Below are 22,797 nucleotides of genomic sequence, written 5' to 3'. Positions count from 1 at the left end.
TGACGCCTCTACGGACGCCAGCTTAGGAGGCAACGGCGCGAACGGAAACCATTCCATGGAAAGCATCAGCTTCGGCGCTGTCCATGATGACCTGTGTCTGCGTGACATGGATGCCGAGAGATTCCCCGTCGCCAAGGTCCACATCATCGATCTGGCTCAGGATACGAACGATATGTCGGTTGATGACCGCCGCCTGCGCTTCAGGATCGGCAACGCCTGTCGCCAGCTTCGTGAAGCAATGAATGACGCCCGACTGATCCGACCCGCTGCCTCCGTCCAGTTCGGCGGGGGTGCCAATGAGCATGGGAACGCGGATGAAGGGAAAAGTTGGCGATGCCGGCCCTTTGGTCGGGTAGATGCGCTCTGCCGGGATGATCGCCGTTAGGGTGGCGTCAGCCCTCAAGGCCGCTATGATCTTGCCCCGGATCGAGAGCGACGGGTCTAGGGTCGTTGTCATTGTCCGGCCCCATCCAGCGGCAGATCGAGAATGACGGACCCCACATCAGAAGCATCGTCCGGTCGAGCCATTCCTCTACTTCCTCGAATGTCGGCAGGCGGGGAGGCTTTGGCATCGCTGCTAGGCTTACCACCGTTCGCGATCTCTGTCGCCCTGCCTTTTCCGATGGCCGCTTCGCCCACTTCACGCTTCACGGCACCGGACCAGCCGGCCTTGAAGGCGGTAACGGCGCGCGAAGGCCAGCGGTGGTCATAGTCGCGAGTGAAGTGCACCCTCATAGCGTGCCTCCGCCAACCACCCGCTTTACTGCGGCAACGACCAGGCGCTCAGCCTTGGGGCGCGTCTTTTCCGCAGCGGGGCGCATGTAAGGGCGTTCGGGAAGGCGGGAGTTGCCGAACTCTTGGTCGGCAGCATAGGGAGCGTCTGCTACCGTAAGGGATACCAGAGTGCTTTCGCGCTCGGTGTGGATGGACCTGTCAAGTAGGTGCGTATCTGCGTTTGGCGGGCTTCCTGGGGCGCTGGGCTTGTGGTTAGCGCCGGACACCGCCCCTTGCGTGATGGACAGCGCGGCCTCCACACTCAGAAGGTCGGCAGCTGTATAAATCGCCTTCCCGACCTCGCGCCGCATTTCTGACCCACGGATTCGCTTCAACCTAGCTTTGTGCGCTTTAGCCCCGGTGATCCTCACGCCACCCGCCCCCGACAAATCCAATGCGAGCTGGCCGCGTCCAGATCATGGCTCTTGATCGTCCATCGGTCGCCAGCGCCATCGGTCGCTTGCATGTCGGTCGTCACCTTCGTGCCGGCCAAGGACGACGCCAAAATGATCAGCATTACGTCGCCTTCGGAATAACCTTCCGACTGCCGCATGGAATAGGAGCAGGCGTCGCGCTGGACCTTTATCGGCATGTCATCAGCGCCCGCGTATCCGGTGATATTGCCCTCATCGTCATATACCGGGTTCACCCCGTCGCGATGAAGGATGCCATCAAGATAAAGCCCGCCCAAAGCCGCCCCGAAGATCGCGGAGATGCCGCCGTTGAGCAGGCCCATCAGCACCTCCCATAAGGCAGAGGGCCGGCCCAGCCGTTGAAGCCGGTTCCGCACGGAACGCAGCCAGTCCCAGTCACCCGAGGCCCGGCAAGGCAAGGACGGATCATCGCGAAGAAGGCCACCCCATAACTGTTGGAGCCATAGACGCCGGCACTCTCCGCTTTCGTAGCATCGCCCCGTTCCAGTTCGATCGTGCCAGACTTGATGCGCTTGAAACCCGACGCCCCCTGCGCCGCCATCTCGCTTTCGGCACCAGTGCCGATCCCGGCGTCCGTCAGATACCAGGCCGTCGCCCGCATGGTCGCAAGGTCCATCTGGCCGGCGAGGCAATCTTGCAGAGGTTCTGTGATAAGCACGGCCTGACCTGACCAGAAATCGTAGGCCTCATCGCTCACTGCCGCGAAGGACGGGAAGATGGCGATGAAGGTCGCCTTCGTGGGCGGGGTATAGGCCATAGGTCAGTCCTTATGAAAAAGGCCGCCACTCGAAAGCAGCGGCCTCGCTTCGCCCCCGGAGCGTCGGGTTACTTGTCGTCGTCCTTGGCCGCAGCCTTTGCGGCGGCAGCTCCGAACTTGAACCAGCCAGTCGCCTTGGCAGCATTATATTCCGCTTCGGTCATCTCCACCGGATCATCGGTAGAATCGCCCGCCGCCAGGACGCCGGGCGTGACGGCGTTCAGCACCTTCGGGCCGTTCGTGATGTTGGTGACGACATGCTTCACGATCTTGGGTTCGTCAGCCATGGCTTAAATCCCGTCCAGATACCGGAACGCGCCGGTGCGCAGGACTTCAACGCCGCCCGTGCGGAACCGACCCGGAATTTGGAACGAGCTTGGCCCATCCTGATAGACAAGCCCGCCGCTGTGGCCGAAGCGATGCGGCATCGGCAGATGCAGCTTCACGACATCCTGGCGGTTCGCGTAAGCAACCATGCGCTTGGTCGAGGATGCGCCGGCAGTATCCAGACCAAGGACACCACGAATGGTGATCTGTTGGCCGGTCATCTGCGTGTAGATGTTGGTCCGCAGAATGAACGACAGGATCGTCTCGCTGTTGGTCGAAGACATCGGGGTCGCGCCGAGGTAGCTGATAGTACTGTAAGGCAGCAGCAGCGTGTCGGCCATTTCGACCGTGAGTGACCCGGTGAAGATGCCCGTCAGAACACTGTTGATGTCGCGGACGATTTGTTGAGGCGTCTTCGTCGCATTGCCGTTCGCATCGAACCAAGTCGTCACCGAACCCGTCCCATCGGCAGGGGCGGTCCCTGCCGTCACAGCGGACTGGTTAGCAAGGCCAAGCAAGTTCTTGGTGGTGTCGCCCGTCAAGGTGATGTTCCACATGAACTCCATGTAAGCCCGGCGAGCGGCCTCAGCCTTGGCGGTGCCGAGGTTCATGCCGAGCAGCTGCGCTTGGCCAATTTCCTCGTCATTATAGCCATAACCGATGGCGGCCATGTGAACGCGGACCTCGGACTTGTCCATGGTCACGTCAGCACGGGGCACATCCTTAGCTGCGCCCGAATACCATCCTGCCTTGCCGACCGAAGACGACAGGAAGGTGATGATCCCCGGCGTCCACTCAGGCGCAGAGGTGTCGACATAGACGAGCCGCCCGAAGTCCAGATCGGGGAATTTGGTGGCATAGACCTGTGCGTTGATCGCGTAAGCCTGATTGACGACGAAGCCGAACTGAGCCTGCTGCGCGTCGTTGAAATTCGTGTGCATGTTCATTGCTCAGCCCCCGGTTAAGACGGCACGCGGCGCAGCCGCAGCCAGAAGTGCGAGCCAGCACCAGCGGCGGCGGTGTCTGCCTCCGCGCCGGGGACGGCGATGACGGTGCCGGACGTGGCGGCCGTGGTATAGCGGCCAGTCGCGGTGTTGAAGTTGAGCGCAGCTCCGACCGTGATTGCGGCGTCGGCAACGACGCGGATGCGGCCAGCCTCATCGGCAAGCGGCACGTTGTCATACTGGCCGTAGCTGTCGGCGTTGGTGGCCGTGATGACGTGATGGCCAATGGCGATGCCCAGGAACTCGCCGCCGGAAGCGAGCGGGGCACAGCCTGCGTCGCCGCTGCGCTGGGCAGGGGCGCCAAAGGCGATGGTCGCGGTCGCGGTCCGGGTAAGCCCGTTCCACTCTTCCATGTTGCCGAGCTGGCCAATGAAGGCCTCGGGCTGGAACTGCGAATAAGAAGTCTGCAAAGGCATTGTTCAGCCCTCCCTTATGCCTGCTTGCGCCAGGCGTTGAAGTCGTTGGCGGCGTCGAATGCCTGCTGCTCCTTCGCGGCAGCGTCACCAACCGTCTGCACGCCGTCGATGATGGTTGCGCGCAAGGGGTCGATCTTCGCGTCCTTGGTGAAAGCGATGAAAGCGCCTTCGATCGCTGCGTCCGCCATATCCTTCGCGGCGTCGCCCAACTTGGCAGACACAGCTTCCTTGCGGATTTCCGCGTCGGTCTTGCCGTCCGCGACGATGTTCGGGGCCAGCAGCTTTGCCTTGCCGATCACATCGGCGCGAGCATCGGCCAGCGCCTGAAGCTTCGCCGGCGTCACTTCCGCGTCCTTCAGCTTGGCGTTCAGGGCGGCGATCTCGCCGTCCTTGGTCTGGATGGTGGTGTTCGCGGTCGCCAGATCGGCGGTCAGCGTGCCGACCTTGGTCTGGAGTTCCTTGAATGCGCCTTCGCGCGCATCATTCGCGATCCGAACGGCCTCACCGTTGGTCGCATCGACTTCGGCGTCGCCGATCCTGATCTTCATGAGAAGCTCCTTGGGGTTAAAGTCCATTTTCATCCGGCTCGCTGGAGATTCACCGTCGAGCGCGGACAACGCGTTCTCCATCTGCTCCATCATGAGCATCTGGCTTTTTTCTCCGGCAGGGCCGGTTGTGGGCGCTGTGCCGTCCATGTGCTTTTTGTGGAGGGCTATGGCCTTTTTGAGCCACGCCTTGGCGTCGCCGATGCCGTCTGTCAGAAGATGAAGCGGCTTGCGCTCGTCAATGACACGCAATTCCGGCCCGCCCCGTGCGGCGCGGACAAGCGCAATGTGGTTGATCTTCAATTCGGTCTGATAGGCGTCGCAAAGCGTGCCATCGGGATGCCTGCCGTCAGTCGGGAACACCAGCTTGGTGGCGTATCCCATGGACAGTTGCTTGTGGGTGGTGGTGGCGGCCTCAACAGCCTTGGCGTCGCGAACAATGATCGGAACACGGACACGCTGGCCGTCGCGAACGACATCACCGTTGATCTCGCCTCGGCCAAGCTGACGCCAATTGTCCGCCGTCACCGGGACGGAAGGATGATCCAGCGTGACAGGCGCGTACGCGAAGGTGGCGAGGCTGTCTGCCTTGAAAACCTCGCTCTCGGGGCGATAGACCTTGACCGTCGCCTTATCGCGGAGGCCATGCTGATTGTCTGGATCAACCTCGCGGCCGAGATAATCCTGGATGCCGGTGCGGGCCGCGAACACTTCAGCCACAAGCGAACCATCCGCGCAGATGCGGGCGGCGGTCGAAGCATCAAGGGTGTCGGTCAGTTGCACCATGGGGCTTGTGTGCCCCACGGCTTTAGGTAGGCTCTACGGACGCCAGCTTTTCACGGCAGTGGCTATTTCCATATCCGGCGCTTCCGAATGTTGGTCACGGTAGTGTTCGAAATCCCGAACCGCCTCGCCAGCGTGATCCCCATTTCTGACGAGGAGCGTATGTAATCTACATCCTTCTGAGTTAGCTTGGCTGAGGAGTTCTTCTCACCTTTGCGGCCAACCTCGATTGGCGTTGAATCCAACGCCCTCTCCAATGGAACGCCTTGGTCAATGCGATGTCGCAGGCGGCTGTAGGGCACGCCGCAGCGGCGTGCGGCTTCCGCGAGCGATACTTCCTCCCCGTCAATTTTGACCAGGCGTTCATTTTCTTGTAGCGGCTCAGTGATAGCCCGCTCATCGCTCCAACCCTTGGCCAATCGCTGATGGAAGGTTTGGCGGGGGATGCCATGATCATCCGCCCATTGTCCTGCGATCTTCGTAATTCCGTCAAACGTCATCAGCCGGTTGGTTGAGATATTTGCGCTCTGCTGCTTTGGCGTAGCCCACCGGCAATTATCGGGCCAATAGCCGCGATTATTGTTAATCCGGTCTATGGTGGTCCCCTCAGGCCTATTCCCCATATCACTAAGAAACTGCTGCAACCCCTCAAGCCCGTGCCATTGGGGGCAGACATCTATTCCGCGTCCGCCGTAGCGATGATACACTCTGTTTTTCGGATTGTAGCAGCGCTCATGCATCGATTTCCAGCTGGAGTACTCTGGAGTCCCAGACCTACCATGTTTTGTAAAGCGGTGACGGCTCAACTCCGCATTCATGCAACCGCAACTCAAGTGCTTCCCACTTCGAAGCTTGGCTGGTTGAACATGCCGGATGTTGCCGCAGTCGCATCGCACCTTGGCACAACGCAGCGGGTGTGATTTCGTGATGATCGGCTCACCCTCGCCCAAGACGGTGAACATCCCAAAACGGGTTTCCCCACGTAACAATTGCTCTATGCTCATGCGAGCCATGGCCGCACCTCCAATGCGTTTATGGTCAGAGCCGTGGCGGGAGTTCCAGTCCTGCTGCGGCTCGCTATTTATGCCAGCGATTCAGCGCAAAACATAGCTTTTCTTCATTCAATCTCGTCTAAAATCGCCAGATATGCTTGAGCGCGACACCCGCAGTAGGGGGCGGAACCGGGAGGGTCATTGCGCGCAACCTCGCTGGTCCAATCGTAAATCTTACCATCGCGCGCTTGATGCTCCTTGCGTGGATGTAGCTTAAACGAATGCCTCCACTTGAATTGGCTTATCCCTGCGTCCTGCTGTCTAGTGCGGTCGAGCGCAGCGCTAACCTTCTGAGTTTGATCCTGCGCGATGCGACGTGCACGGTCGCGACCCAGCGTGGTTGCTTCACTAAGTTCTTTAGCAACCTCACGGATCGGCCTCCGGTCCTGGTATCCGCGAAAAACGGCGTCAGCCACCCGCGCCTGTGTCTGGTCACTCACGTTGCGGATCAAGGCAGTGTTGCGTGCCATGAATACCTCAAGCGTGTCATTCGCATCTGAGGGACCGAGCAGCATCGCCACATCCAGACCGGTCCCAGCCTTCACGCTAGCGGTGAATTTATCGCGGTGCCAGGATTCTACCCTTATACACCAATTCCTCAGCGCCGGGCTGATCCGCGCCGTCAGAATCGTCAGGAACTCGTTTGCCACGCTGGTGATGGCGGCCTGCACCTGGTCAGCGGTGTCGAGCGTCAGGCTGTCGGATGTCGGCAGGGGCTGCGGATCATAGGCGGCGAGGATGCGGTCTACGCTCTCGGCCCATATGCGCCATGCGGGGGCGTAGATCGCGGCCAGATCGATCGCTTGGCTGGCGGTGGGGATGATGGGGCGCAGGGTCACATCTCTCCTGCGGCCTGTTCGCTTAACAATGGATGGAAGGTCGTAGGGCATCACTCGCCCTCGCTGGCATCCGCCTTCTTGTCATTCGCAGCACGGCGGGGCGGCTCGCCACTTCCAGACTCACCGCCCGGCACGCGAGATATTTGACCACCTCCATTCTCTCCGAGGGGCATGATCCCCAGTTCGGATTCGTCGTCAGGAAGCCCCTCGCCAGCAGCTTCGGCTTCCTCGATCAATTTCTTGAGGCCGGGGAATCTTCCCGTCTCGATCAAGCGGTTTTGGATCGTCTTCGCCATCGCGGTTTCAGGAACGACAGCAAGGCCCACCAGCTTTTCCAGCGCCTGTGCTTCCTTGAGCTCGATGTCGGCCGCCTCAGTCTCGCTAAGCGTGCTGATCGGCGTGAACGTCCATGGCAAATCAGCCTTCACGCCAGCGGATGGCAGGACCACCGCGTCAAGCCGCTCCAGAGGCGGGCGCAGGTCCATGTGCTGCTTGGCCGCAATCATGGCTAGATAGTTGCGCTCATCGGACGAGCCGGTGCTGTTCATCCCATCCGGCGATTTCCCCAGCAGCCGGGTAGCGGGAATGTCAGCAGCACCCGCGACGATCGAAAGATAGGTCTTGATGACATCGGGCATCCCCGCCCATGCGATCTGCCGCGTCTCCCATGTCTCGCCTTCACCAAGCGCGAGCATGCGGTAGTTGCTCTTGCCCATCGCGGATGCCTGAAGCGCCGCCATGAACTTCGCCTCACCGCCAGGCTGGGCAAGCGTCTCATACATGCCCGGCATGGTGAACACGTCCACCTTCGCCTCATCGATCAGGCTGGCGAAACCCTGTGTTGCAGTGACGGCCTGTTTGATCGCATCATCCACCGTCTGGATGATGGAATCGCCCCAATATTGATCCTCTGCGTTCGTGGCATAGAGACCGGGCGCAGGCAGGCCCTTGAACGGGATGACGCGCGAAGGGTGAATGTCGATGTTGTTGCGCCCACCAGCAAGGCGGAACCAGCGCGGTTCGCCAAACATAGGGGAGGCGGGGTCCGTCTCCATGTCGCCAAGCTGAAGCTGGTGGCGGGACAGGACGACGAGATAATCAACCGCATTCGGGCCGACATTGGCGGGCAGGGGGAGATCAGGCCGCCCATCCTTCATGCCGATGAGGATTGCGCCGCCGCCCAAGCGGCCTAGCGTGAGCGCCTGATAGACCTTGGCCCAATAGCCGAGCCGCTTTTCCTCTGCCTCAATCGCTGCGATCTGGTCATCTTCAGCATCCCAATCACGCCCGGCGCGGGTCATGTCCTGACACGGAATGTCCACGATCTTGCGGACCAGCCAGTTGCCCCGGTACGCCGCTTCGATCTGCTGCGGGTTCTGCGGCATGAAGGTCCAGTGATTATAGCTGGACTTATCCACGGATGTGCCGCGCCCCGACATGATGTTGGCCAGCGCGCCGTCGAGCGCAAAGCTGCGGCTGATCGGAACGACGTTGGCAGGGGCGGGGATTACGTCCCGACCGTCGAACACAAATCCCGGCTTAGGGGTGACTTTGCTGATGCGGCCAGACATGGGGAGACGGTGCGGAGAAGGTCCGGGGATTGCTACGGACGCCAGCCTATAGGACGCTGAAGCGTGTCACCCTCCGCTCTGGCTCGGAAAAGGCCATGACAACCGCGTCGGCCAAGTTATGCGATGGAATGCCGCGCTTCTTTAACGACCTCTTGCTCTCCACCTTCATGCGCCCGTTCACGCTCTCACGGCGAGGCTGGGATAATTCGCCTTGCAACTTCTCGCGTAATGGTAGCCCGGAAGGAATGGAGATGAGCTTGTCCGCATCATAGGGCAGTCCATTGCGCGCCTGCCATGTGTTCCGAAACCGATCTCCTAACAGCCCCCAGCCTTGCGCCTTGAGATTGGCGAACATATCGCCATGCGTCTTGCCGGGCTGGTACTCCTTGTCGGCGTTCGTGGGGCTCTCGGAGGCGGTCCAGCCTGCAAATGCGGCGCTGCTGGCCTTTGCCTCCTTTTGCAGCCGACGCAGTTCGCCGGGAACCGACGCGCCGACGCCAATGTCATCGACATGCAGGGTGTCAATGCCCTCTCGCCGCACAATGCTGTAGGCGTAGGCTGCTGCGGCGTTCGGGTTCTCGTCCTGCCATTCCTCCAAGCCGGAGAGGACGCAGCCATAGCGCCAAGCCATCGCGTTTGGGTCGTTCGCCTTGGGTGCGGCCACATCGCCTTCCACGCCTCCTGACACGTCCATGCCGCCGATTTTTCCGCCACCCATGGGGAAGCCTTCGATTTGAAGATGCGCGTCTATCGCTGCCTCAATCCACATGGGCTTGATGATCGACAAGGCATTGTTGGCGACCGGCTCGCCCAGATAGACATGCCGGTATAGCTCAGGGTCCGTCTGGCGCATCAACTCCGCATCGTCGGCCAGCTCGCGCGGGAAGCGCGGATTGTCCGTGAAGTTGATCTTTTTGACGATGCAATAGGGGCGTCCGTCCTTCTCAGCCGGATAGCTCGGATCAGCCACGAACCGCTGATAGGTTTCTTCCAGCGGGTTCTCAGGGTTGAACGATACCCAAATTTCCGACCCGCTCTTGCGCATGGTCGGGATGAGCGCATTCCAGCTTTCGGCCGTAACCGGATTTGCTTCCTCCAGCCATGCCGCGTCGAAGTCCGAAAATCCTTTAAGCTTCTGCGTGTTCAGCCTAGTCGCGCTGGCCTTAATGCCTGAGAAGCGGATGCAACCGCCAGACCGGCACTTGATTTCGGTTTTCAATATCTCGAACTGGTCATCAAGGTTGCGGCGCTCGATCTCGGCCACGAACTCCTGATAGACGCTATCCGCGATGCTCTCCATGATTTCGCGGAAACAAACGACCCGCCATCCATGGTAAAGCACGTTGCTTGTTAAGACGGTGCAAAATGTCCGCGTTTTTGCGCTGCCACGACCGCCATATGCAACCTTAAAACGAGCAGGTTGCAGATAGTCCCTATACGCAGGGAATATATCTATGAATTCGCGGTTCACTTGTCGGTGATGTTGTAGATCGGCGGTTGCGGGGTCATGCTGCCATCGGAACTACGGTGGTCCACTTCCTGCTTGTCGGTCCAGTCGTCGCCGCCCATGTTTTTCATGCCAAAGATGGCGAGGGTGCTGGAGCCTGGGCCGCCACCTTCCAGCGCAATCCGACGCCCTTGCTTCTCCCACCAAGAGGCGCATTTTGCCTTCGCCTTACCAACGGCTTCTAAAAATTCCGGGTGTTCTTCCATCCACACGTTGATGGTCGCCCGCGAAACGCCGATCTCAGCAGCGAATGAAGTCAGGCTGGCACCTTCCGTCATGTGCGTCACCACCTCGCCGCAGTAGGCATCCTTGTACTTGCTGGGGCGGCCGACAGGGTTAGCCTTAAACATGGGTCCATCCCTTCCGCTTGGCCCGTTCCACGATCTCATCTCCAGTCAGTCGGATGGCCCCGAAGAAGAAATCACCAGCGCCGGTTGCGGTGATAAGCCACGAACCACCCTCCCTGCCGCGCATGTAGGCAATCGCGCTACGGACGCTTTCAGGGACAATCTGGGCAGGCTCGGTGACTTGGTGGCGATGCTGGATGCTTTTGCGCAGCCTGCGAACCTTGGCGAGATATTCGCGGCGTTGCTGTATCAGGGCCTCTCCTCCAGCCTCATCGATGCAGCGCTTGTTCGTGCGGGTGTGGAATCCGTATTTCGCTTCGACGCCACGCCAGCCTTCGCGGATGAAAGTTTCGGCAAAATCCACGGGGCACACTGCCACCTGCCATGGGCGCTTGATCTCCGTGTCGATGGTGATGTGCTTGCCCATCCCCCTACTCCCCCTGCTGCTGTGTGGTGGGCCGGGTCGTGTCAGTGCTCATCCCATCCTCCCGATCGTGTTGAAGTAGAATTCCGCCCAATCGAGCCGGATCTTGAGCCTGCGCGCTTCAAGGCCGGCGTCACGTTTCGAACGCGGCGACTTGAGCAGCCAGCAGATGAAGGCGGTGAGATTACCCATTGATCCCACCTCCTCGCGCGCACGCGAAACCCAGGTTTTTACCACTCTCCCTATTTCTTTCTTTCTTTAGAAAAAGGAGGGAACAAATAGAGCAAGAGCCGCAGAAAACCTTACGTTCCCACCTCGTTCCTACCCCCTCAAAATGGGTCGGAACACGGCGGGAACAGGTGAGGTGGGCAACAAAAACACGCAAAATTTTGGCGCATGTTCCCGCCTTGAGGTGGGAACAAGGGCGCAGTGGGAACAGGGGGGAGGGAACGGCCATCATTCCTTGCGCCTCCATGCCCATATAGGTTTAGCCCCCGGTGCAGGACGCACCTTGAAGCGTTCATAGCCGATCTGGACGAGCGCTGTGGCGGCCCGCATCTGCGCGCGCTTGTCCTTCCGTTCGTGCGGAATACCAAGTTCGGTTAGCGCGTCGTTCGTCGTGATGACGGCTTTGCCGACCAGCTTTTCCTTAAGGATCGGCGTCCAGGCATCCTCTTCTTCACGCTCGACCTGCTCGACGGTGGCAACCTTGTTTTCATCATCCTCAAGCCACCAGCGCTCGCCCTGGCGGAAGCGATGCACGGCCTCTGCCCAAAGCTGGTCACGGCTTTTCAGGATGCCCTCGATGTCAATGCGGGTAACGGTGACAGGCCAATAACGGCGGTTGCCGGTGCTGTCGGTCAGATAGCCCATGCTGTCGGGATTGATCGTTCCGAAGAAAATGCAGCGCCGGGGATGGGTGCTTGCCATCTTGGCATAGGGCAGGACCACGCGATCGGAGCGCATAGAGATGAGGCCCTTGACAGCGCCTTGCTCCTTGCGGACGACCGCCACGAACTCTGCCAGCTCGACGCACCACGCGCCCATCATTTGCATGACCATCTTGTTGTGCTGGTCGAACAGGCTCACGGACTCGGCAGTATATTCCTCGCCAAAAAGGGCGGCGATGGCGCTGGACTTTTTCAGGCCCTGCTCGCCCTCCAGGACCATGATCGTGTCGACCTTGCACCCCGGTTCGTAAGCGCGGGCAACGGCGCTGATCAGCACCTTGGGGCCGACCAACTTCACGAAGTCGCTGGCGGGCGCGCCCAACAGGTGCGGCATCCATCGCTCCAGCCGCGGGGTTCCATCCCATTTCAGGCTGTTTAGATAATCCGTGACCGGGTTGTAGCGGTTTTCACGGCACACGCGGTCGATAGCCGGGCGGATGTCGCGGTCCTGCGGTTGATAATTGTTGCGCTCGATGATGAGCCGAATGTCGACCACGTCAGGATCTTCGATCGGCTTGCCATTCCACTCGATGGCCTGCGTCATTTCGTTGAAGCGCAGACTTTTCCCCAGCCCTTGAAGGCCGCGCAGATGCGCGATCGTATTCGTAAGGTTCCGCTTTGGGCCTTTGTCGCCCATCTGGAGGTTGTGCCTCCAGGCGTTCAGATCGATGACGTCAGCCATCATGCCGCCCTCACAATCTGCATCGGACTTTCGACATGCGTGATGCGCGCCTGGCGGAAGATCGTTTTCTTGAGTTGCGCGGCGTCGATGCCTGCGCCTGCAGTGATGGCCGTGACATGCGGCCAGATGATCTTGCCAGGATTCCCGATCGCGAGCGCCGATGATGGCAAGCCTGACCAGGTTGGCGCCACGTTGGCGATCTTGGCGGCGTCACAGCGGCGGTAGAACCATTCGACAGCGCTGGCTGCGATCTCGCGCGCCCACACCTTGGCGTCAGCCATGGCGGTAAAGCTGTCGGGCTTGTCGGCGCTGATAAGCGTGTCCGTATCGCCGCTGTAGAGACGGGCGTTGCCGGTGGCTGGCTCGATCAGAACGATGTCGTCTGGTTCAATGGATTTGGCCCCAAGCGGACACGGGATGGGTAGTGGGATGGCGAGGTGCCATTTTCCGTCAACCTGCATCGGCGCGAAGCTGGCGAGGGCTATACTCATGTGCGGATCGGTCGGGTCAAGGCTGATGGCGCGGGCCTTCCATGCTGTCGCCTTTGCCGGATTGCGAAACAGTTGCAGGCGATGGGCCTTGCGCCATGCGGCCCCGATAGTGTCGCTGCTCATGGCGTCCACTGCGTCGATTAACTCGCGCTGGAAGCTGGCCGCGTCGGAAAGGGCGCGGCGCTTGAGATAGCCCTCGACAATCTCCTCATGCGAGTTGACGATAGCCTGGGCGAATGGGCGGAAGGGGTGCGCCACGTCTATGATGTCGCGGTGCCTCATGCGAGGCCCTCCAGCTTGAGGCGGGTAGCGACGTCGGCAACGGACCAGGCGGCGAAGGCGATGCCTCCAGCTTTTTCCTGGGCTGCGCAGAATTTCATCTGTTCTGGCTTCAGCCTATCTCGGCCGGTCTTCGCATCGATCCAGACGGCGCGGCCCTTCACGGTCGCTGCGATGTCGAGCGCGCCCTTGGTGCCGAATTTTGCCGGCCGTCCATCGCGGGTGTAGAGCAGACCAGGCGTGTCGACCGGGATCGACATGGCGCCGATGTCCGACAGGTAGAGCCGGATCTGGTTGACTAGGTCGGTGTGGGCGGCGCTCATGCTCGCGCCCTCCATTCGGAGGATGGGCGGCGGTTATTCATTTGCTCCGTGGCAGTGGCCCATCGACAGTTGCCCGGTTCATAGTTCCCGTTCACGTCGACGCGATCAATCGAATGGGCTGGCGACGGCGCACGCCCCATATCTGCGAGGAAAACGGTATAGTCAGACCAGCGCTCGCACACTGATATGCCGCGGCCGGCATAATCAGCCAGCCCATTTGGACCGCAACGCCAGCGCATGCCCTTCCAGGTGCGATATTCCTTGGTGTCACAAAGGGCTGCGGATTCGCCGTGCTTGAAGTGGTGAACGCGGCAAGAGGGGCAGCCGCCGCGAACTGAGCGCCCCTCTAGACGGCTCGAAAACTCTTCGCCGCATTTGCATCGGACTGTCAGTACTCGCGGCTTACGGCGGGCTTTTTGGCTGATCGCCAGAACGGTGCCGCAGTCGAGCAGCGCGCCGACATACACTCCGTCGCAACCGCAGCTTTTGCTCTTTCCGTTGCGGAGATATTTGGCGCTGGTGGCGCGTTTAGTCCCACAATCGCATCGACAATCGACCTTGTAGCCGTTGGCGCGATTTGCGCTGTCCGTAGAAATGACGGTCCAGTTCCCGAAGCGCTCGCCAATCATGCGTACCGCCTCCCGGCAAAGCCGCCAGTCTGCCGCGCGTTCATGATCGCGTTTACCCAGCCCGGCTTGTATCCGCGCTCGCGAGCAATTCTCTCCAAGTCCTCGCGGGTTCGGGCGTTCCCGACCTCACGCCTTTGCTCCTTGCGCTTGGCGGCGACGTCAACCTCCGCCAATTCACCGTCGCGCTGTTCGATCTCGCGTGCCTGCCCGACAGGCTGATGCCCGCATTGCGGACACTTCGGCGCCGGCCGATACACATGGAAGCATTCCATGCAGGTCTTGATGGGGGACGAAACCTTGTCGTCCTTCTTCTTCTTCTCGCGATCCTCCAGCGTCCATTCCCGGTCATCGTCAGGTAGGCCATGGATCATGCTGTTGCCGGCGTGGTCCAGAATAATTGCCTCGGACTTGCCCGGTGCGGGGCGAAGAGCGCGGCCGACCTGCTGAAGGTGCAGGGACAGAGACTTGGTCGGGCGCAGCAGAATGACCGCCTCGATCGCGGGAACATCGAATCCCTCGCCAAACAGCTCGCAATTAGTCAGGACGAGCGTGTCGCCGGCGATGAAGCGCTGGATAGCGCCGTCACGAGAACCAGCGTCCATAGTGCCGTCGACATGCTCAGCAGGGATGCCGTTGGCGTTGAACTGCTGCGCGATGCGCTGGCTGTGTTCAACGTTCACCGCGAAGGCGACAGCGCGCTTGCCACGACACAACTTGAGATAGTGCTTCACCGCGTCACCGACGATCGTCGGCTTATCCATCAGCTTGGCGAGGTCATCCTTTTTGAAGTCGCCGGCCTGCATCTTGATCGTGCTGGTGTCGATTTGCGTCGGGGCGAACAGCCGATAGTGGGACAGGCTACCCTCTGCGATCAACTCCGCCACGGTCGGGCCGTTGACCATTTCCTCGAACCACTGGCCCAGGCCCTTGCCGTCCAAGCGCCACGGCGTCGCGGTAAGGCCGATGATCTTGGCGTTGGGGAAGGCGTCGAAAATCTTCTGCCACTGGCTTGCGCCAAGGTGATGGCACTCGTCAAAAATGATGAGGTCGGGCGGGGCCAGATCGTCCAAGCGGCGCGCGACAGTCTGAATGCTGCCGATTTGGACGCGCTTGTGCGGATCGGACGAATGCCCGCCGGCGATGATGCCGTGCTGAATGCCCATCGCGGCGAACGTCTTGGAAGTCTGGCCTATCAATTCCCGTCGATGCGCAAGCCACCAGCATACCAGGCCCTTGGCGGACGATCCTTCGATCATCTTCGACCCGGATACCGTCTTGCCGCCGCCTGTCGGTAGCTGGAGCAGGATTGCGCGCTTGCGCTCGCGAAAGCCTTGGCGTGCGCCGTCGAGCAGGGCGGCTTGATATGGTCGGAGGGTGACTGTCACAGCCCGTTCGCCTCCGCGATCTTGCCCAGGCATAGATATGACCGGCGCGTGTTCCGATGGACCTCAGGCAGGGGAAGCGTCCGCAGTTGGGACACGATCATGTCGCGCTCCTTGGCGGTGATCTTGTCCCGCCGCGCCTTCCTGACAGCCTCGTCCATGGCTTGCTGTTGGGTGAGGGGCTGTTTCATGCTGCGGCCTCCCCGAGGAAGAGGTCATGTTGGCGCTGGGCGTCGCGCAGGCGCTGGCAGGCCAGATCAAAATATTCGGGGTTCCGCTCAACGCCGATAAATGCTCGGCCAGCTATGACGGCAGCAACGCCAGTCGTGCCGCTGCCCATGAAAGGATCGAGAATAGATTGGCCCGGCATGGTGAAGTCAGCGATGATCTCACTCATCAGCCGGCGGGGCTTTTCGGTAGGGTGCTTCCCTGTGCGTTCGGCATTGTTGACGAGGTGCGTATAGACACCGCGCTTGCCGCCAGCGTTCCATTTGGCATGGCCTTGCCCATTCCAGGCTACCGCGACCGCCTCAGCGCCTTGGGCTGGCCCTTGCCCATTCAACTGCGGCGTGGAATCAGGCTTCACCCAGACGCACGAGCGCTTGTATTTCATAGGCGAGGCATTGATGGCTTCCGCCCAAGGACGAACGCCCTCTAGTGTGCAGAACGCGATGAACCAACCGTTGCAGAGCGCTGATGCCGCCGCGACGTATTCATCCCGGATCTCGTCAATCGCTTCAAAGTTGATTTCCTGAAGTTCAGGGCCACCATCCTTGCGCAACTTCGACTGGTGGGCGCGCGCATTGTGCAGCGCTGCCTCATATGGCGGGTCGGCGATGATCTGGTCGACGGGCGCGAGCGTCCGCATCACCTCAAGGCAATCCCCCAAATACAGGGTCGCCTTCCCGATGATTTCCTTGCGCTGGTAGGTCACTTCACCCTCCGCTCATCCAGATATTCCTTAAGCGCCTCACACAGCCGCTCATTCTCAGGGCGGGCGAGGATGTTGCGCACCTGTTGCTTGCGCTCCTGACGGGTCGGCTCCAGGGTGGTGAAGAGTTCGTGCTTCATGGCCGGGGAGCCTTGAGAGCGGTCTTGCCGGTGTAATAGGCACCGATCGCAAAGACGCAGGCGAAGTAGGTGCCGACCCAGAAAGGGGCGTGAGCGGCAAGCATGGAGAGATATTGGGGGAAGGTCATGCTGCATCCCTTTCCGCTTCAATGAGGGCGATCAGGGCGTCAGTCTCACGACGCAGGCGGCGGAGGTCGGGCAGGTAGCCCAGACGTTCGCGCAGGACTTCGGAGACGCCGCCAGGGGATGACGGGCAGCGAGCGGTGGCAATCTGCGCTCCAGTGCGGAGCAACAGCGGCATGATGTCGCCGTCCGTTTCGTTCGCACGTGCAACGGCGCGACCGCCCGAGAGCCGGTAATAGGGGTCCAGCTCGGTAGGAGCGTAGGCCCGGCCGATCCGCTGGAGAAAGGTGGCGCTAAGGTCGGCCTTCTTGTTGGCCGCATTGCTGATCGTGCCAAGAGAAACGCCGATCGTTTCGGCTATCTCAAGCAGCGTCACGCCATAGTCGTTCTGGACGTTGCGCAGGATTTCAGCGACCGCCGAACGGTATTCCTCTCGTTCTTCGACCTCATTAACGCGCAGGACGTTGATTGTGCGTTGCGTCATATCAACCCTCATGAACAAGGTTGGAAACATCGATCTGCGCCCCGGAAGGGGATGCGCCTTCGCTGGTGGGGAGGGCGTGGAAGGGAATTTCCATGGCAGCGCAGACAGCGCGGAGCTGGAACAGGGCAGCTACCCGGCGCAGTTCAGCGACCACGCCCGCCCTATCGGCCCCATTGCTGAGGGTGTGGTTCGACATCTAGGCGCGCTCCTCTGGCCGCCAGTGGCGAAGGAGATACTCATCGACGGCCTGTCGAACCGGAGCTTCGACGGCGCGATTGCAGTGCGCTTTGAGCTGCTGAGAAACCCCTTTCGCAGAGATTTCCAGCGTGGCGATGTGAACGCCGCCCTTGCGGATGGAGGCTATCGAGCAGCGCCCTTTGCGAACATCGTTGGCATAAGACGCAACGCAATGGTGCATCACTTGCCCCTCTTCGCGCAGCTTGCGCAGAGACCGGAGCATCACGAAATCATACCCGGCGACAGTGGCTTCATCGGGCAGCGGAGCCTTACAAATCACCGTGTCGAAGCTGGCCCGCTCCCGTTCGGCGGCGGCAAGGCGCTTAAGCGCGGCTTCATCGCGAAGGGAGCGGTGCCATGCCTCCACTTCCGCCAGGGCGCGTTCCCACGTCCATTTTTCGTTCAGCAGACCTTTGCCGCGACCGATCCAGTCAATGATCGTATCGACCTCTTCGAAGCGCGACATGTTTTCGGAAAGGCGGCGGGCGACCCATTCGACGCTGAACCGGGATTGCGCTTTCTTGCCGCTGGGCATGAGGCGCAGCCATTTATCGATCGCGTCCAGCCAAACGCCATGGCTGTCGGTCGGAATGATTTGCGACAGCGTGGAAGCGTCAAGTCGGGACAGAGCAATAAGGGCATTACGATGACGAGGGCGCAGCGTGTGCGCCGGGATCTTCCGCAATTGGGCTGGCGCACCATACTCGGCCAGCAAGTCCTTCAAGCGAGGATTGCGGCCGACGATCCCGGAAAAGCGATCAAGCTCGCCATAAGTGATATTGGTCGAGAACTTCCCGCAGGCGAGAACGGCAATGGCCGGAGCCTGGGCAAGATACTGCCCGGCATGTTCGCTGGTGTTGACGAGGACGGACGCCACATCGTCAAGCTCGCCATTGGCGAAACGGATGCGTTCTGCTCCCACCACCTACCGCCTTTCTGTGCTGGGGATGGGGCCGGTCCCGTCGCAATCCGGGCAGTCAGCAACAGCTTCGTCGCCCTTGTCGTCGGGGAAGGAGTGGAGATACCGGTTCCAGTCCGTGATGATCTCGCCGTTGCCGCAGCAAGTCGGGCAAGGATCTTCCCACTCCTGACCAAGCCGCTGCAATTCGGTGAGGGGGGAGGTGGTCATGCCGTCACCTGCGGAAAGCAGGGGCAATCAGAGCGAGGACAGGCGTATCCCATGACCTTGCGCATCTCCATTCCACAGGCACCGCAGACGCTGATGACAGGATCGAAAGCGGGCTGTTGCGGCTTGGGTCTCGCCGGGATCAGCGGAACGCCGATGCGCTTCGCCTTCTGCGCAGGCGTCTCATGAGAAATCTCTTTCTCAAGGCCCTGCTTGCGAATGAACTCCAGCGCCCGCTCGCCAAGCTGGCGCTCGCGATACGCGGGCATCGCGCACGGACAGACGGGATCGCCATTCTGCGGGCCAACGCAGTTGCAGGCGCGGGCATGCCCATGACCGATGACATAGCTCATAGGGAGGCCGCTCCCCGTTCTTTGGGGGTCGCAGGGATTTCAAAAGCCCTGCGCTTACGGCCATTGGAACAGACCGGATTGCCCGAAGCGCGCTCAACGAGCGCCCAAGAGCGAACACCCTTCTCGGGGAGGCGGGCATAATCAAAATTGCCGGCGATTATCGCCACCACCTCTTGAGCGAGCGATCCCTTGAAATGGAACCACTCGTTGCGCGAATGGAAGCCGAAAAAATACGTGTGCAGCTTGCGCTCAAGCTCGCTTCCACCCGCCACTTCCCCAAGATAAGCAAGATCTACAGGGCAAGCCGCTTGAAGACCGGCGAAGCGACGGCGCGGCTCTTTGCTGTAGCCGATCTTCACCAGCGCATTCGAGGGAGACAGGATGAAATAGATCATGCCGCAACCCTCCCCGGACTGGCGGGTAGAGCGTCAAAGTCGGTCAGGGCGACAAACACCCCACGGGAGGCAAGCCTTTCCGCGATCCTGACGCGCCATGCCAGCGGCACTCCACGTCCTGCCTGTCTCCATTTGCGACGAGCCTCGCTCGTGACGGCAAGGGCTTCAGCCTCGCGGTCCACAAGCGCCCATGTGATGCGTTCGTTTGGCATGAGGATTTAATGGGACAAATTGTCCCCTATGTCAAGGACAACGTGTCGAGCGATTTGTCGCTGCGTAGCGGGCATAATCGTCTCATGACCCAGTGGCCTGAAGAAGCTCAGTTCAACGACATGCTGTGCGCTCGCACTGCGCGCCTTCGCGTGGAGCGTGAATGGACGCAGGCGCAAATGGCTACTGCCATCGGCGTGCCGCTGGATCGCTACAAGAAGTATGAAACGCGATCACCTTTGCCGCCCTACCTAATCCCTAGGTTTGCGATGGTGGTCGATAGGAGCGTGTCCTATATTTTGACCGGCAAGGATGAAGCGGTGGCGAGGGGGCCGAGGCGGCTCGTGCGCACCGCTGCCAACGGATGACCGTCAAGCTGGCGATCTACTGCCGGGTGGCTGGCTAGCTCCTTGGCGAATACCGTCCTGTATTTCTGCGATGAAAGCAGCCAGGTAGACGATGCCTACATGGCCATCGGTGGACTGGCTGTAACGAAGCGGCGTGTGGCTGAAATATCCGCCGATCTTAAGCGCATCAATCAAGAGTGCGGTGTAGTTTCCGAGGTTAAATGGTCCACCGCAAAGAAGCGTAGAGTCTCCGTCCACATGCGGTATGTGGACTATCTATTCGGCCTAATCGAGGATCGGCAGGCGCATTTTCACATCCGGTTTGCTCCTTTTTCGGAATACAGGCACAAGGAAAGTGGTGATCGGGGACGGACTGATACCGTCAGCAAGATGTATTGGCAGATGCTGCTACACCGGCCTGTAGCCTTCTATGGACCAAAAGTGCCGATTCACATTCACCCGGATCATGGCGACTGCACCAGCTATCTCCCGTCTATGCGGAACCAGCTATGCGCGGCGGGCTACACCACGAAGCGCACCCGGCCAAACTGCGTTCCAGTGTTGGAGACTAGAGATTCACGTCGCGAGCCGCTGCTGCAATTGCTCGACGTTCCGTTGGGCGCTCTCGCGGCATTGAAAAACGAGCGGGCGCTTAATGCCACCAAGGCTGAACTTGCGGCCTACGTGCTGGGAAAAACCAAATGGCCAGACCTTAATGGGAACTCTGGCCCTAAAGACTACCGCCTCAATATCTGGAATGTCACGCCCAAAGGGTGACGCGGCCCGTAGCGCTATCGCTTTTGCGAGGATCGGGACATCTCCTGAGACTTCGCGCTACGGACGCAATATGCGTACACGAATTTTACGATAATCGCAATCGGAAACGAGTCCTTTCCTACAGCCCCGCATAGCACGTAGCTTCGCGATAGGCGAGGTGCGATTCGGTTTTTAGTGGCGACAAACGGTCGCTTCCGCCGTGAAAAATAAAGAGACAAATTGTCCTTGACGAACGGGACAAAATGTCCCATACCCAATCTCACACCGGGACCACCCGCAGGAGATTGGACAGATGGCGAAGAAGAAAACCGATACTGCGGCAGAAGGCGCGGTCGTTCACTCGATCAAGGGTTTCGATCAAAACCTCCAGTGTCGCGGCTATCAGTTCGAGGCGGGCAAAACCTACACGCACAAAGGCGTGATCCGCGCTTGCGAGAACGGATTCCACGCCTGCACTACCGAAGCGCACCCCTTCGAGGTGTTCAGCTATTACCCGCCCGCTGGATCGCGCTATTTCGAGGTTCAGCAGTCTGGCGCAACCCATAGCGACGACAACATCAAGCTTGCCTCCGCCGTTATCACGATCGGCGTCGAAATCAGCATCCATGACCTGATTAAGCGCGCATGGGATTATGTCTGGTCGCGAGCAATCAAGTCCGACGAAAGCCATGTGACCGGAGACTATGGCGCTGCGTCCAGCACCGGAGACTATGGCGCTGCGTCCAGCACCGGAACCCGTGGCGCTGCGTCCAGCACCGGAACCCGTGGCGCTGCGTCCAGCACCGGAACCCGTGGCGCTGCGATGGCCTCTGGCTTTGAAGGCAAGGTAAAGGGCGCAGAAGGAAACGCGATCTTCGCCGTCGAGCGCAACAACAAATATGAGATCGTCTCTGTCGCCGCCGGCATCGCTGGCCGCGATGGCACCCCCGCCGACACATGGCTTGTCGCCAAAAACGGCAAGCTGGTTCCCGCAGCCTGAGGCCCATCCCCCAACCCCGGTTCGCCGGGGCGAGGATGACGAGTTTGGAGATTGGATATGTCTGATTTCAAAGGAACGCCGGGGCCTTGGACGATATTTTCGACCATCCGTCGCGCAGACGGCAAGGTGGGGCACGGCCTATGTGCCGGAATTAACAGCTATGGCGACGGACCAGCGCATACCGTGGGAGAGGTATTCGGCTTTTCCAAGCCTGACTTGTCTATCACTCTTGCTGCAACCGCGATGCTCGATGCCTTACGCAAGGTTGAGCACTGGCTTGATGTCTCAGAAGAAGAATTTGCGTCGATGCATGATGTGGACGCGATGACGCATCGCGAACAGCTTGCCAATGTTCGCGCCGCCATCGCCAAATCCCTCGGGGAGCAGGCATAATGCTCCGCTCCGACTTTTCCACCAGCGCAGAGTATCACGCCGACTGCGACCGTCGCGCGGGCATTCTGTTGCGCGACCAGATCGCGCGCATCGACGCGGCTCTGGACAGGCTGGAACGCAACCGCCGCTGGATCAAGCCCTTCACGGCGCGGGCCTATTATGACGGCCTCGTCAGCCATCGCGCAAAAGCCGAATGGTATCTCTCGCAGCCCGACAACGGCGGCGTGACGGCTCTCGGCATGATGGGCGCGAACGGTCGCGGACCTCGCCTGGATGACCTCATTCGCTCTGTGGACTTCCATGCAAACCAGAGGAGGGCGGCGTAATGGCTGCGCGCCACTACACAACGTGGACCGATCAGCGCCTAGCTGAGGCTTACGATCTCATAGCCGATGTCGTTCGTGACCATTCTACGTCTGACGACAAGCTGCCGGAAATCGCGCGGCTTTTGCCAGAAATCGATACCGCCGACGAGATGCTGGCGGGCATCCTCTACGAACGGAGGGTTTCATGACCGCCACCCAATCCCTTGAGCAGGGCGTAGCACAAGACCGCGATCCCCGCCTCCTGACGCTTTCGCAGATGCTCGCAGTCGTCATCGCAATCATCACCATCGGCGGCGCGCTTTTGATCGCCTGCCCCAACCCGAAAGGCTTTTGACCGTGGCAACCACCGACCTTGTTCCCGCCGCAAGCAATGCCGCCGCCGCTGTCGTTCTGTTCGACCAGGACTGTCCGTCGTCAGAACATTTGGCACAGGTCGCGGCGTAAATTAGCGGAGTGCGGG

General features: G+C 60.3%; 37 protein-coding genes. 7 read left to right on the top strand and 30 right to left on the bottom strand.

The window, feature by feature from the left end:
- Positions 1-22 precede the first annotated feature (22 nt).
- The 30 genes from gp17 to AX724_RS19710 form a co-directional block, all read right to left on the bottom strand.
- Positions 23-457, bottom strand: coding sequence for a tail completion protein gp17 (gp17, locus tag AX724_RS19830; RefSeq protein ID WP_066770098.1), 435 nt, complete (start codon positions 455-457; stop codon positions 23-25).
- Entirely contained in the window at positions 454-735 is a 282-nt protein-coding gene (locus tag AX724_RS23770; protein WP_156448186.1) for a hypothetical protein, read from the bottom strand. Before AX724_RS23770 ends, gp17 begins: the two co-directional genes overlap by 4 nt.
- A gap of 406 nt (positions 736-1,141) precedes the next feature.
- Complete coding sequence (locus AX724_RS19820) at positions 1,142-1,510, bottom strand: hypothetical protein (RefSeq protein ID WP_066770094.1); 369 nt, start codon at positions 1,508-1,510, stop codon at positions 1,142-1,144.
- Positions 1,510-1,965, bottom strand: a complete 456-nt coding sequence (locus AX724_RS19815; RefSeq protein WP_066770091.1) for a DUF4054 domain-containing protein — start codon at positions 1,963-1,965, stop codon at positions 1,510-1,512. The genes AX724_RS19820 and AX724_RS19815 overlap by 1 nt, the downstream gene beginning before the upstream one ends.
- A 68-nt stretch (positions 1,966-2,033) precedes the next feature.
- Positions 2,034-2,252 carry a hypothetical protein gene (locus AX724_RS19810; protein WP_066770086.1) on the bottom strand — a complete coding sequence of 73 codons (219 nt, stop codon included), beginning with the start codon at positions 2,250-2,252 and terminating at the stop codon, positions 2,034-2,036.
- A gap of 3 nt (positions 2,253-2,255) precedes the next feature.
- On the bottom strand, positions 2,256-3,239 hold the full coding sequence (locus AX724_RS19805) for a DUF2184 domain-containing protein (RefSeq protein WP_197421647.1): 984 nt from the start codon (positions 3,237-3,239) through the stop codon (positions 2,256-2,258).
- A gap of 14 nt (positions 3,240-3,253) precedes the next feature.
- Positions 3,254-3,712, bottom strand: a complete 459-nt coding sequence (locus AX724_RS19800) for a structural cement protein Gp24 (RefSeq protein WP_066770082.1) — start codon at positions 3,710-3,712, stop codon at positions 3,254-3,256.
- A 14-nt stretch (positions 3,713-3,726) separates the two neighbouring features.
- Complete coding sequence (locus AX724_RS24620) at positions 3,727-5,043, bottom strand: DUF2213 domain-containing protein (RefSeq protein ID WP_066770078.1); 1,317 nt, start codon at positions 5,041-5,043, stop codon at positions 3,727-3,729.
- A gap of 62 nt (positions 5,044-5,105) precedes the next feature.
- Positions 5,106-6,053, bottom strand: a complete 948-nt coding sequence (locus AX724_RS23760) for a hypothetical protein (RefSeq protein WP_156448185.1) — start codon at positions 6,051-6,053, stop codon at positions 5,106-5,108.
- Between the two features lie 104 nt (positions 6,054-6,157).
- A complete protein-coding gene (locus AX724_RS19785) occupies positions 6,158-6,931 on the bottom strand; it encodes a minor capsid protein (RefSeq protein ID WP_197421646.1) in 774 nt (257 codons plus the stop codon).
- 50 nt (positions 6,932-6,981) lie between these two features.
- Complete coding sequence (locus AX724_RS19780) at positions 6,982-8,502, bottom strand: phage portal protein (protein ID WP_066770061.1); 1,521 nt, start codon at positions 8,500-8,502, stop codon at positions 6,982-6,984.
- Between the two features lie 46 nt (positions 8,503-8,548).
- A complete protein-coding gene (locus AX724_RS19775; protein ID WP_066770058.1) occupies positions 8,549-9,973 on the bottom strand; it encodes a PBSX family phage terminase large subunit in 1,425 nt (474 codons plus the stop codon).
- On the bottom strand, positions 9,970-10,359 hold the full coding sequence (locus AX724_RS19770) for a hypothetical protein (RefSeq protein ID WP_066770050.1): 390 nt from the start codon (positions 10,357-10,359) through the stop codon (positions 9,970-9,972). Before AX724_RS19770 ends, AX724_RS19775 begins: the two co-directional genes overlap by 4 nt.
- Positions 10,352-10,783: a hypothetical protein gene (locus tag AX724_RS19765; RefSeq protein ID WP_066770049.1), complete on the bottom strand. Its 432-nt coding sequence runs from the start codon at positions 10,781-10,783 to the stop codon at positions 10,352-10,354. The genes AX724_RS19770 and AX724_RS19765 overlap by 8 nt, the downstream gene beginning before the upstream one ends.
- Positions 10,784-10,831: 48 nt before the next feature.
- Positions 10,832-10,972: a hypothetical protein gene (locus AX724_RS23755; protein ID WP_156448184.1), complete on the bottom strand. Its 141-nt coding sequence runs from the start codon at positions 10,970-10,972 to the stop codon at positions 10,832-10,834.
- A 264-nt stretch (positions 10,973-11,236) separates the two neighbouring features.
- Positions 11,237-12,412, bottom strand: a complete 1,176-nt coding sequence (locus tag AX724_RS19760) for a virulence-associated E family protein (RefSeq protein WP_197421645.1) — start codon at positions 12,410-12,412, stop codon at positions 11,237-11,239.
- Positions 12,412-13,185, bottom strand: a complete 774-nt coding sequence (locus AX724_RS19755) for a hypothetical protein (protein ID WP_066770045.1) — start codon at positions 13,183-13,185, stop codon at positions 12,412-12,414. Before AX724_RS19755 ends, AX724_RS19760 begins: the two co-directional genes overlap by 1 nt.
- Positions 13,182-13,505: a hypothetical protein gene (locus AX724_RS19750; RefSeq protein ID WP_156448183.1), complete on the bottom strand. Its 324-nt coding sequence runs from the start codon at positions 13,503-13,505 to the stop codon at positions 13,182-13,184. Before AX724_RS19750 ends, AX724_RS19755 begins: the two co-directional genes overlap by 4 nt.
- The gene (locus AX724_RS23750) at positions 13,502-14,134 is read right to left on the bottom strand and encodes a hypothetical protein (RefSeq protein WP_156448182.1); all 633 of its coding nucleotides are present in this window, start codon (positions 14,132-14,134) and stop codon (positions 13,502-13,504) included. Before AX724_RS23750 ends, AX724_RS19750 begins: the two co-directional genes overlap by 4 nt.
- On the bottom strand, positions 14,131-15,519 hold the full coding sequence (locus AX724_RS19745; protein ID WP_066770039.1) for a DEAD/DEAH box helicase: 1,389 nt from the start codon (positions 15,517-15,519) through the stop codon (positions 14,131-14,133). The genes AX724_RS23750 and AX724_RS19745 overlap by 4 nt, the downstream gene beginning before the upstream one ends.
- Positions 15,516-15,707, bottom strand: coding sequence for a hypothetical protein (locus AX724_RS23745; protein WP_156448181.1), 192 nt, complete (start codon positions 15,705-15,707; stop codon positions 15,516-15,518). The genes AX724_RS19745 and AX724_RS23745 overlap by 4 nt, the downstream gene beginning before the upstream one ends.
- Entirely contained in the window at positions 15,704-16,450 is a 747-nt protein-coding gene (locus AX724_RS19740) for a DNA-methyltransferase (RefSeq protein ID WP_066770036.1), read from the bottom strand. Before AX724_RS19740 ends, AX724_RS23745 begins: the two co-directional genes overlap by 4 nt.
- The gene (locus tag AX724_RS23740; protein ID WP_156448180.1) at positions 16,447-16,587 is read right to left on the bottom strand and encodes a hypothetical protein; all 141 of its coding nucleotides are present in this window, start codon (positions 16,585-16,587) and stop codon (positions 16,447-16,449) included. Before AX724_RS23740 ends, AX724_RS19740 begins: the two co-directional genes overlap by 4 nt.
- Complete coding sequence (locus AX724_RS24780; RefSeq protein ID WP_269454174.1) at positions 16,584-16,715, bottom strand: hypothetical protein; 132 nt, start codon at positions 16,713-16,715, stop codon at positions 16,584-16,586. Before AX724_RS24780 ends, AX724_RS23740 begins: the two co-directional genes overlap by 4 nt.
- Positions 16,712-17,194 carry a helix-turn-helix domain-containing protein gene (locus tag AX724_RS19735; RefSeq protein ID WP_066770033.1) on the bottom strand — a complete coding sequence of 161 codons (483 nt, stop codon included), beginning with the start codon at positions 17,192-17,194 and terminating at the stop codon, positions 16,712-16,714. The genes AX724_RS24780 and AX724_RS19735 overlap by 4 nt, the downstream gene beginning before the upstream one ends.
- Before the next feature lies 1 nt (position 17,195).
- Positions 17,196-17,390, bottom strand: coding sequence for a hypothetical protein (locus AX724_RS19730; protein WP_066770029.1), 195 nt, complete (start codon positions 17,388-17,390; stop codon positions 17,196-17,198).
- Complete coding sequence (locus AX724_RS19725; RefSeq protein WP_156448179.1) at positions 17,391-18,155, bottom strand: PcfJ domain-containing protein; 765 nt, start codon at positions 18,153-18,155, stop codon at positions 17,391-17,393. It abuts the gene before it with no gap.
- 201 nt (positions 18,156-18,356) lie between these two features.
- Positions 18,357-18,560 carry a hypothetical protein gene (locus tag AX724_RS19720; protein ID WP_066770023.1) on the bottom strand — a complete coding sequence of 68 codons (204 nt, stop codon included), beginning with the start codon at positions 18,558-18,560 and terminating at the stop codon, positions 18,357-18,359.
- On the bottom strand, positions 18,557-18,910 hold the full coding sequence (locus AX724_RS19715) for a hypothetical protein (RefSeq protein ID WP_066770021.1): 354 nt from the start codon (positions 18,908-18,910) through the stop codon (positions 18,557-18,559). The genes AX724_RS19720 and AX724_RS19715 overlap by 4 nt, the downstream gene beginning before the upstream one ends.
- On the bottom strand, positions 18,907-19,305 hold the full coding sequence (locus AX724_RS19710; RefSeq protein WP_066770018.1) for a GIY-YIG nuclease family protein: 399 nt from the start codon (positions 19,303-19,305) through the stop codon (positions 18,907-18,909). Before AX724_RS19710 ends, AX724_RS19715 begins: the two co-directional genes overlap by 4 nt.
- Positions 19,306-19,526: 221 nt before the next feature.
- Between AX724_RS19710 and AX724_RS19705 the strand changes: the two genes are divergently transcribed.
- From AX724_RS19705 to AX724_RS23730, 7 genes are all read left to right on the top strand, one after another.
- Positions 19,527-19,883: a helix-turn-helix domain-containing protein gene (locus AX724_RS19705; protein WP_066770015.1), complete on the top strand. Its 357-nt coding sequence runs from the start codon at positions 19,527-19,529 to the stop codon at positions 19,881-19,883.
- A gap of 42 nt (positions 19,884-19,925) precedes the next feature.
- Complete coding sequence (locus AX724_RS19700; RefSeq protein WP_066770008.1) at positions 19,926-20,639, top strand: DUF3800 domain-containing protein; 714 nt, start codon at positions 19,926-19,928, stop codon at positions 20,637-20,639.
- A gap of 292 nt (positions 20,640-20,931) precedes the next feature.
- A complete protein-coding gene (locus tag AX724_RS19695; RefSeq protein ID WP_066770006.1) occupies positions 20,932-21,618 on the top strand; it encodes a DUF7666 domain-containing protein in 687 nt (228 codons plus the stop codon).
- Positions 21,619-21,675: 57 nt separating this feature from the next.
- Positions 21,676-22,011: a hypothetical protein gene (locus AX724_RS23735; protein WP_156448178.1), complete on the top strand. Its 336-nt coding sequence runs from the start codon at positions 21,676-21,678 to the stop codon at positions 22,009-22,011.
- Positions 22,011-22,337 (top strand): hypothetical protein, encoded by a 327-nt coding sequence (locus tag AX724_RS19690; protein ID WP_066770004.1) that lies wholly within the window; start codon positions 22,011-22,013, stop codon positions 22,335-22,337. Before AX724_RS23735 ends, AX724_RS19690 begins: the two co-directional genes overlap by 1 nt.
- Positions 22,337-22,525: a hypothetical protein gene (locus AX724_RS19685; protein WP_066770001.1), complete on the top strand. Its 189-nt coding sequence runs from the start codon at positions 22,337-22,339 to the stop codon at positions 22,523-22,525. The genes AX724_RS19690 and AX724_RS19685 overlap by 1 nt, the downstream gene beginning before the upstream one ends.
- Positions 22,522-22,671, top strand: coding sequence for a hypothetical protein (locus AX724_RS23730; protein WP_156448177.1), 150 nt, complete (start codon positions 22,522-22,524; stop codon positions 22,669-22,671). Before AX724_RS19685 ends, AX724_RS23730 begins: the two co-directional genes overlap by 4 nt.
- The last annotated feature ends 126 nt before the right edge of the window (positions 22,672-22,797 follow it).

Source organism: Sphingobium sp. CCH11-B1, assembly GCF_001556865.1.
In the GTDB taxonomy this organism is placed as follows: domain Bacteria; phylum Pseudomonadota; class Alphaproteobacteria; order Sphingomonadales; family Sphingomonadaceae; genus Sphingobium.
The sequence above is the reverse complement of the archived record's forward strand: the minus strand, read 5'-3'. Positions and strand labels throughout refer to the sequence as shown.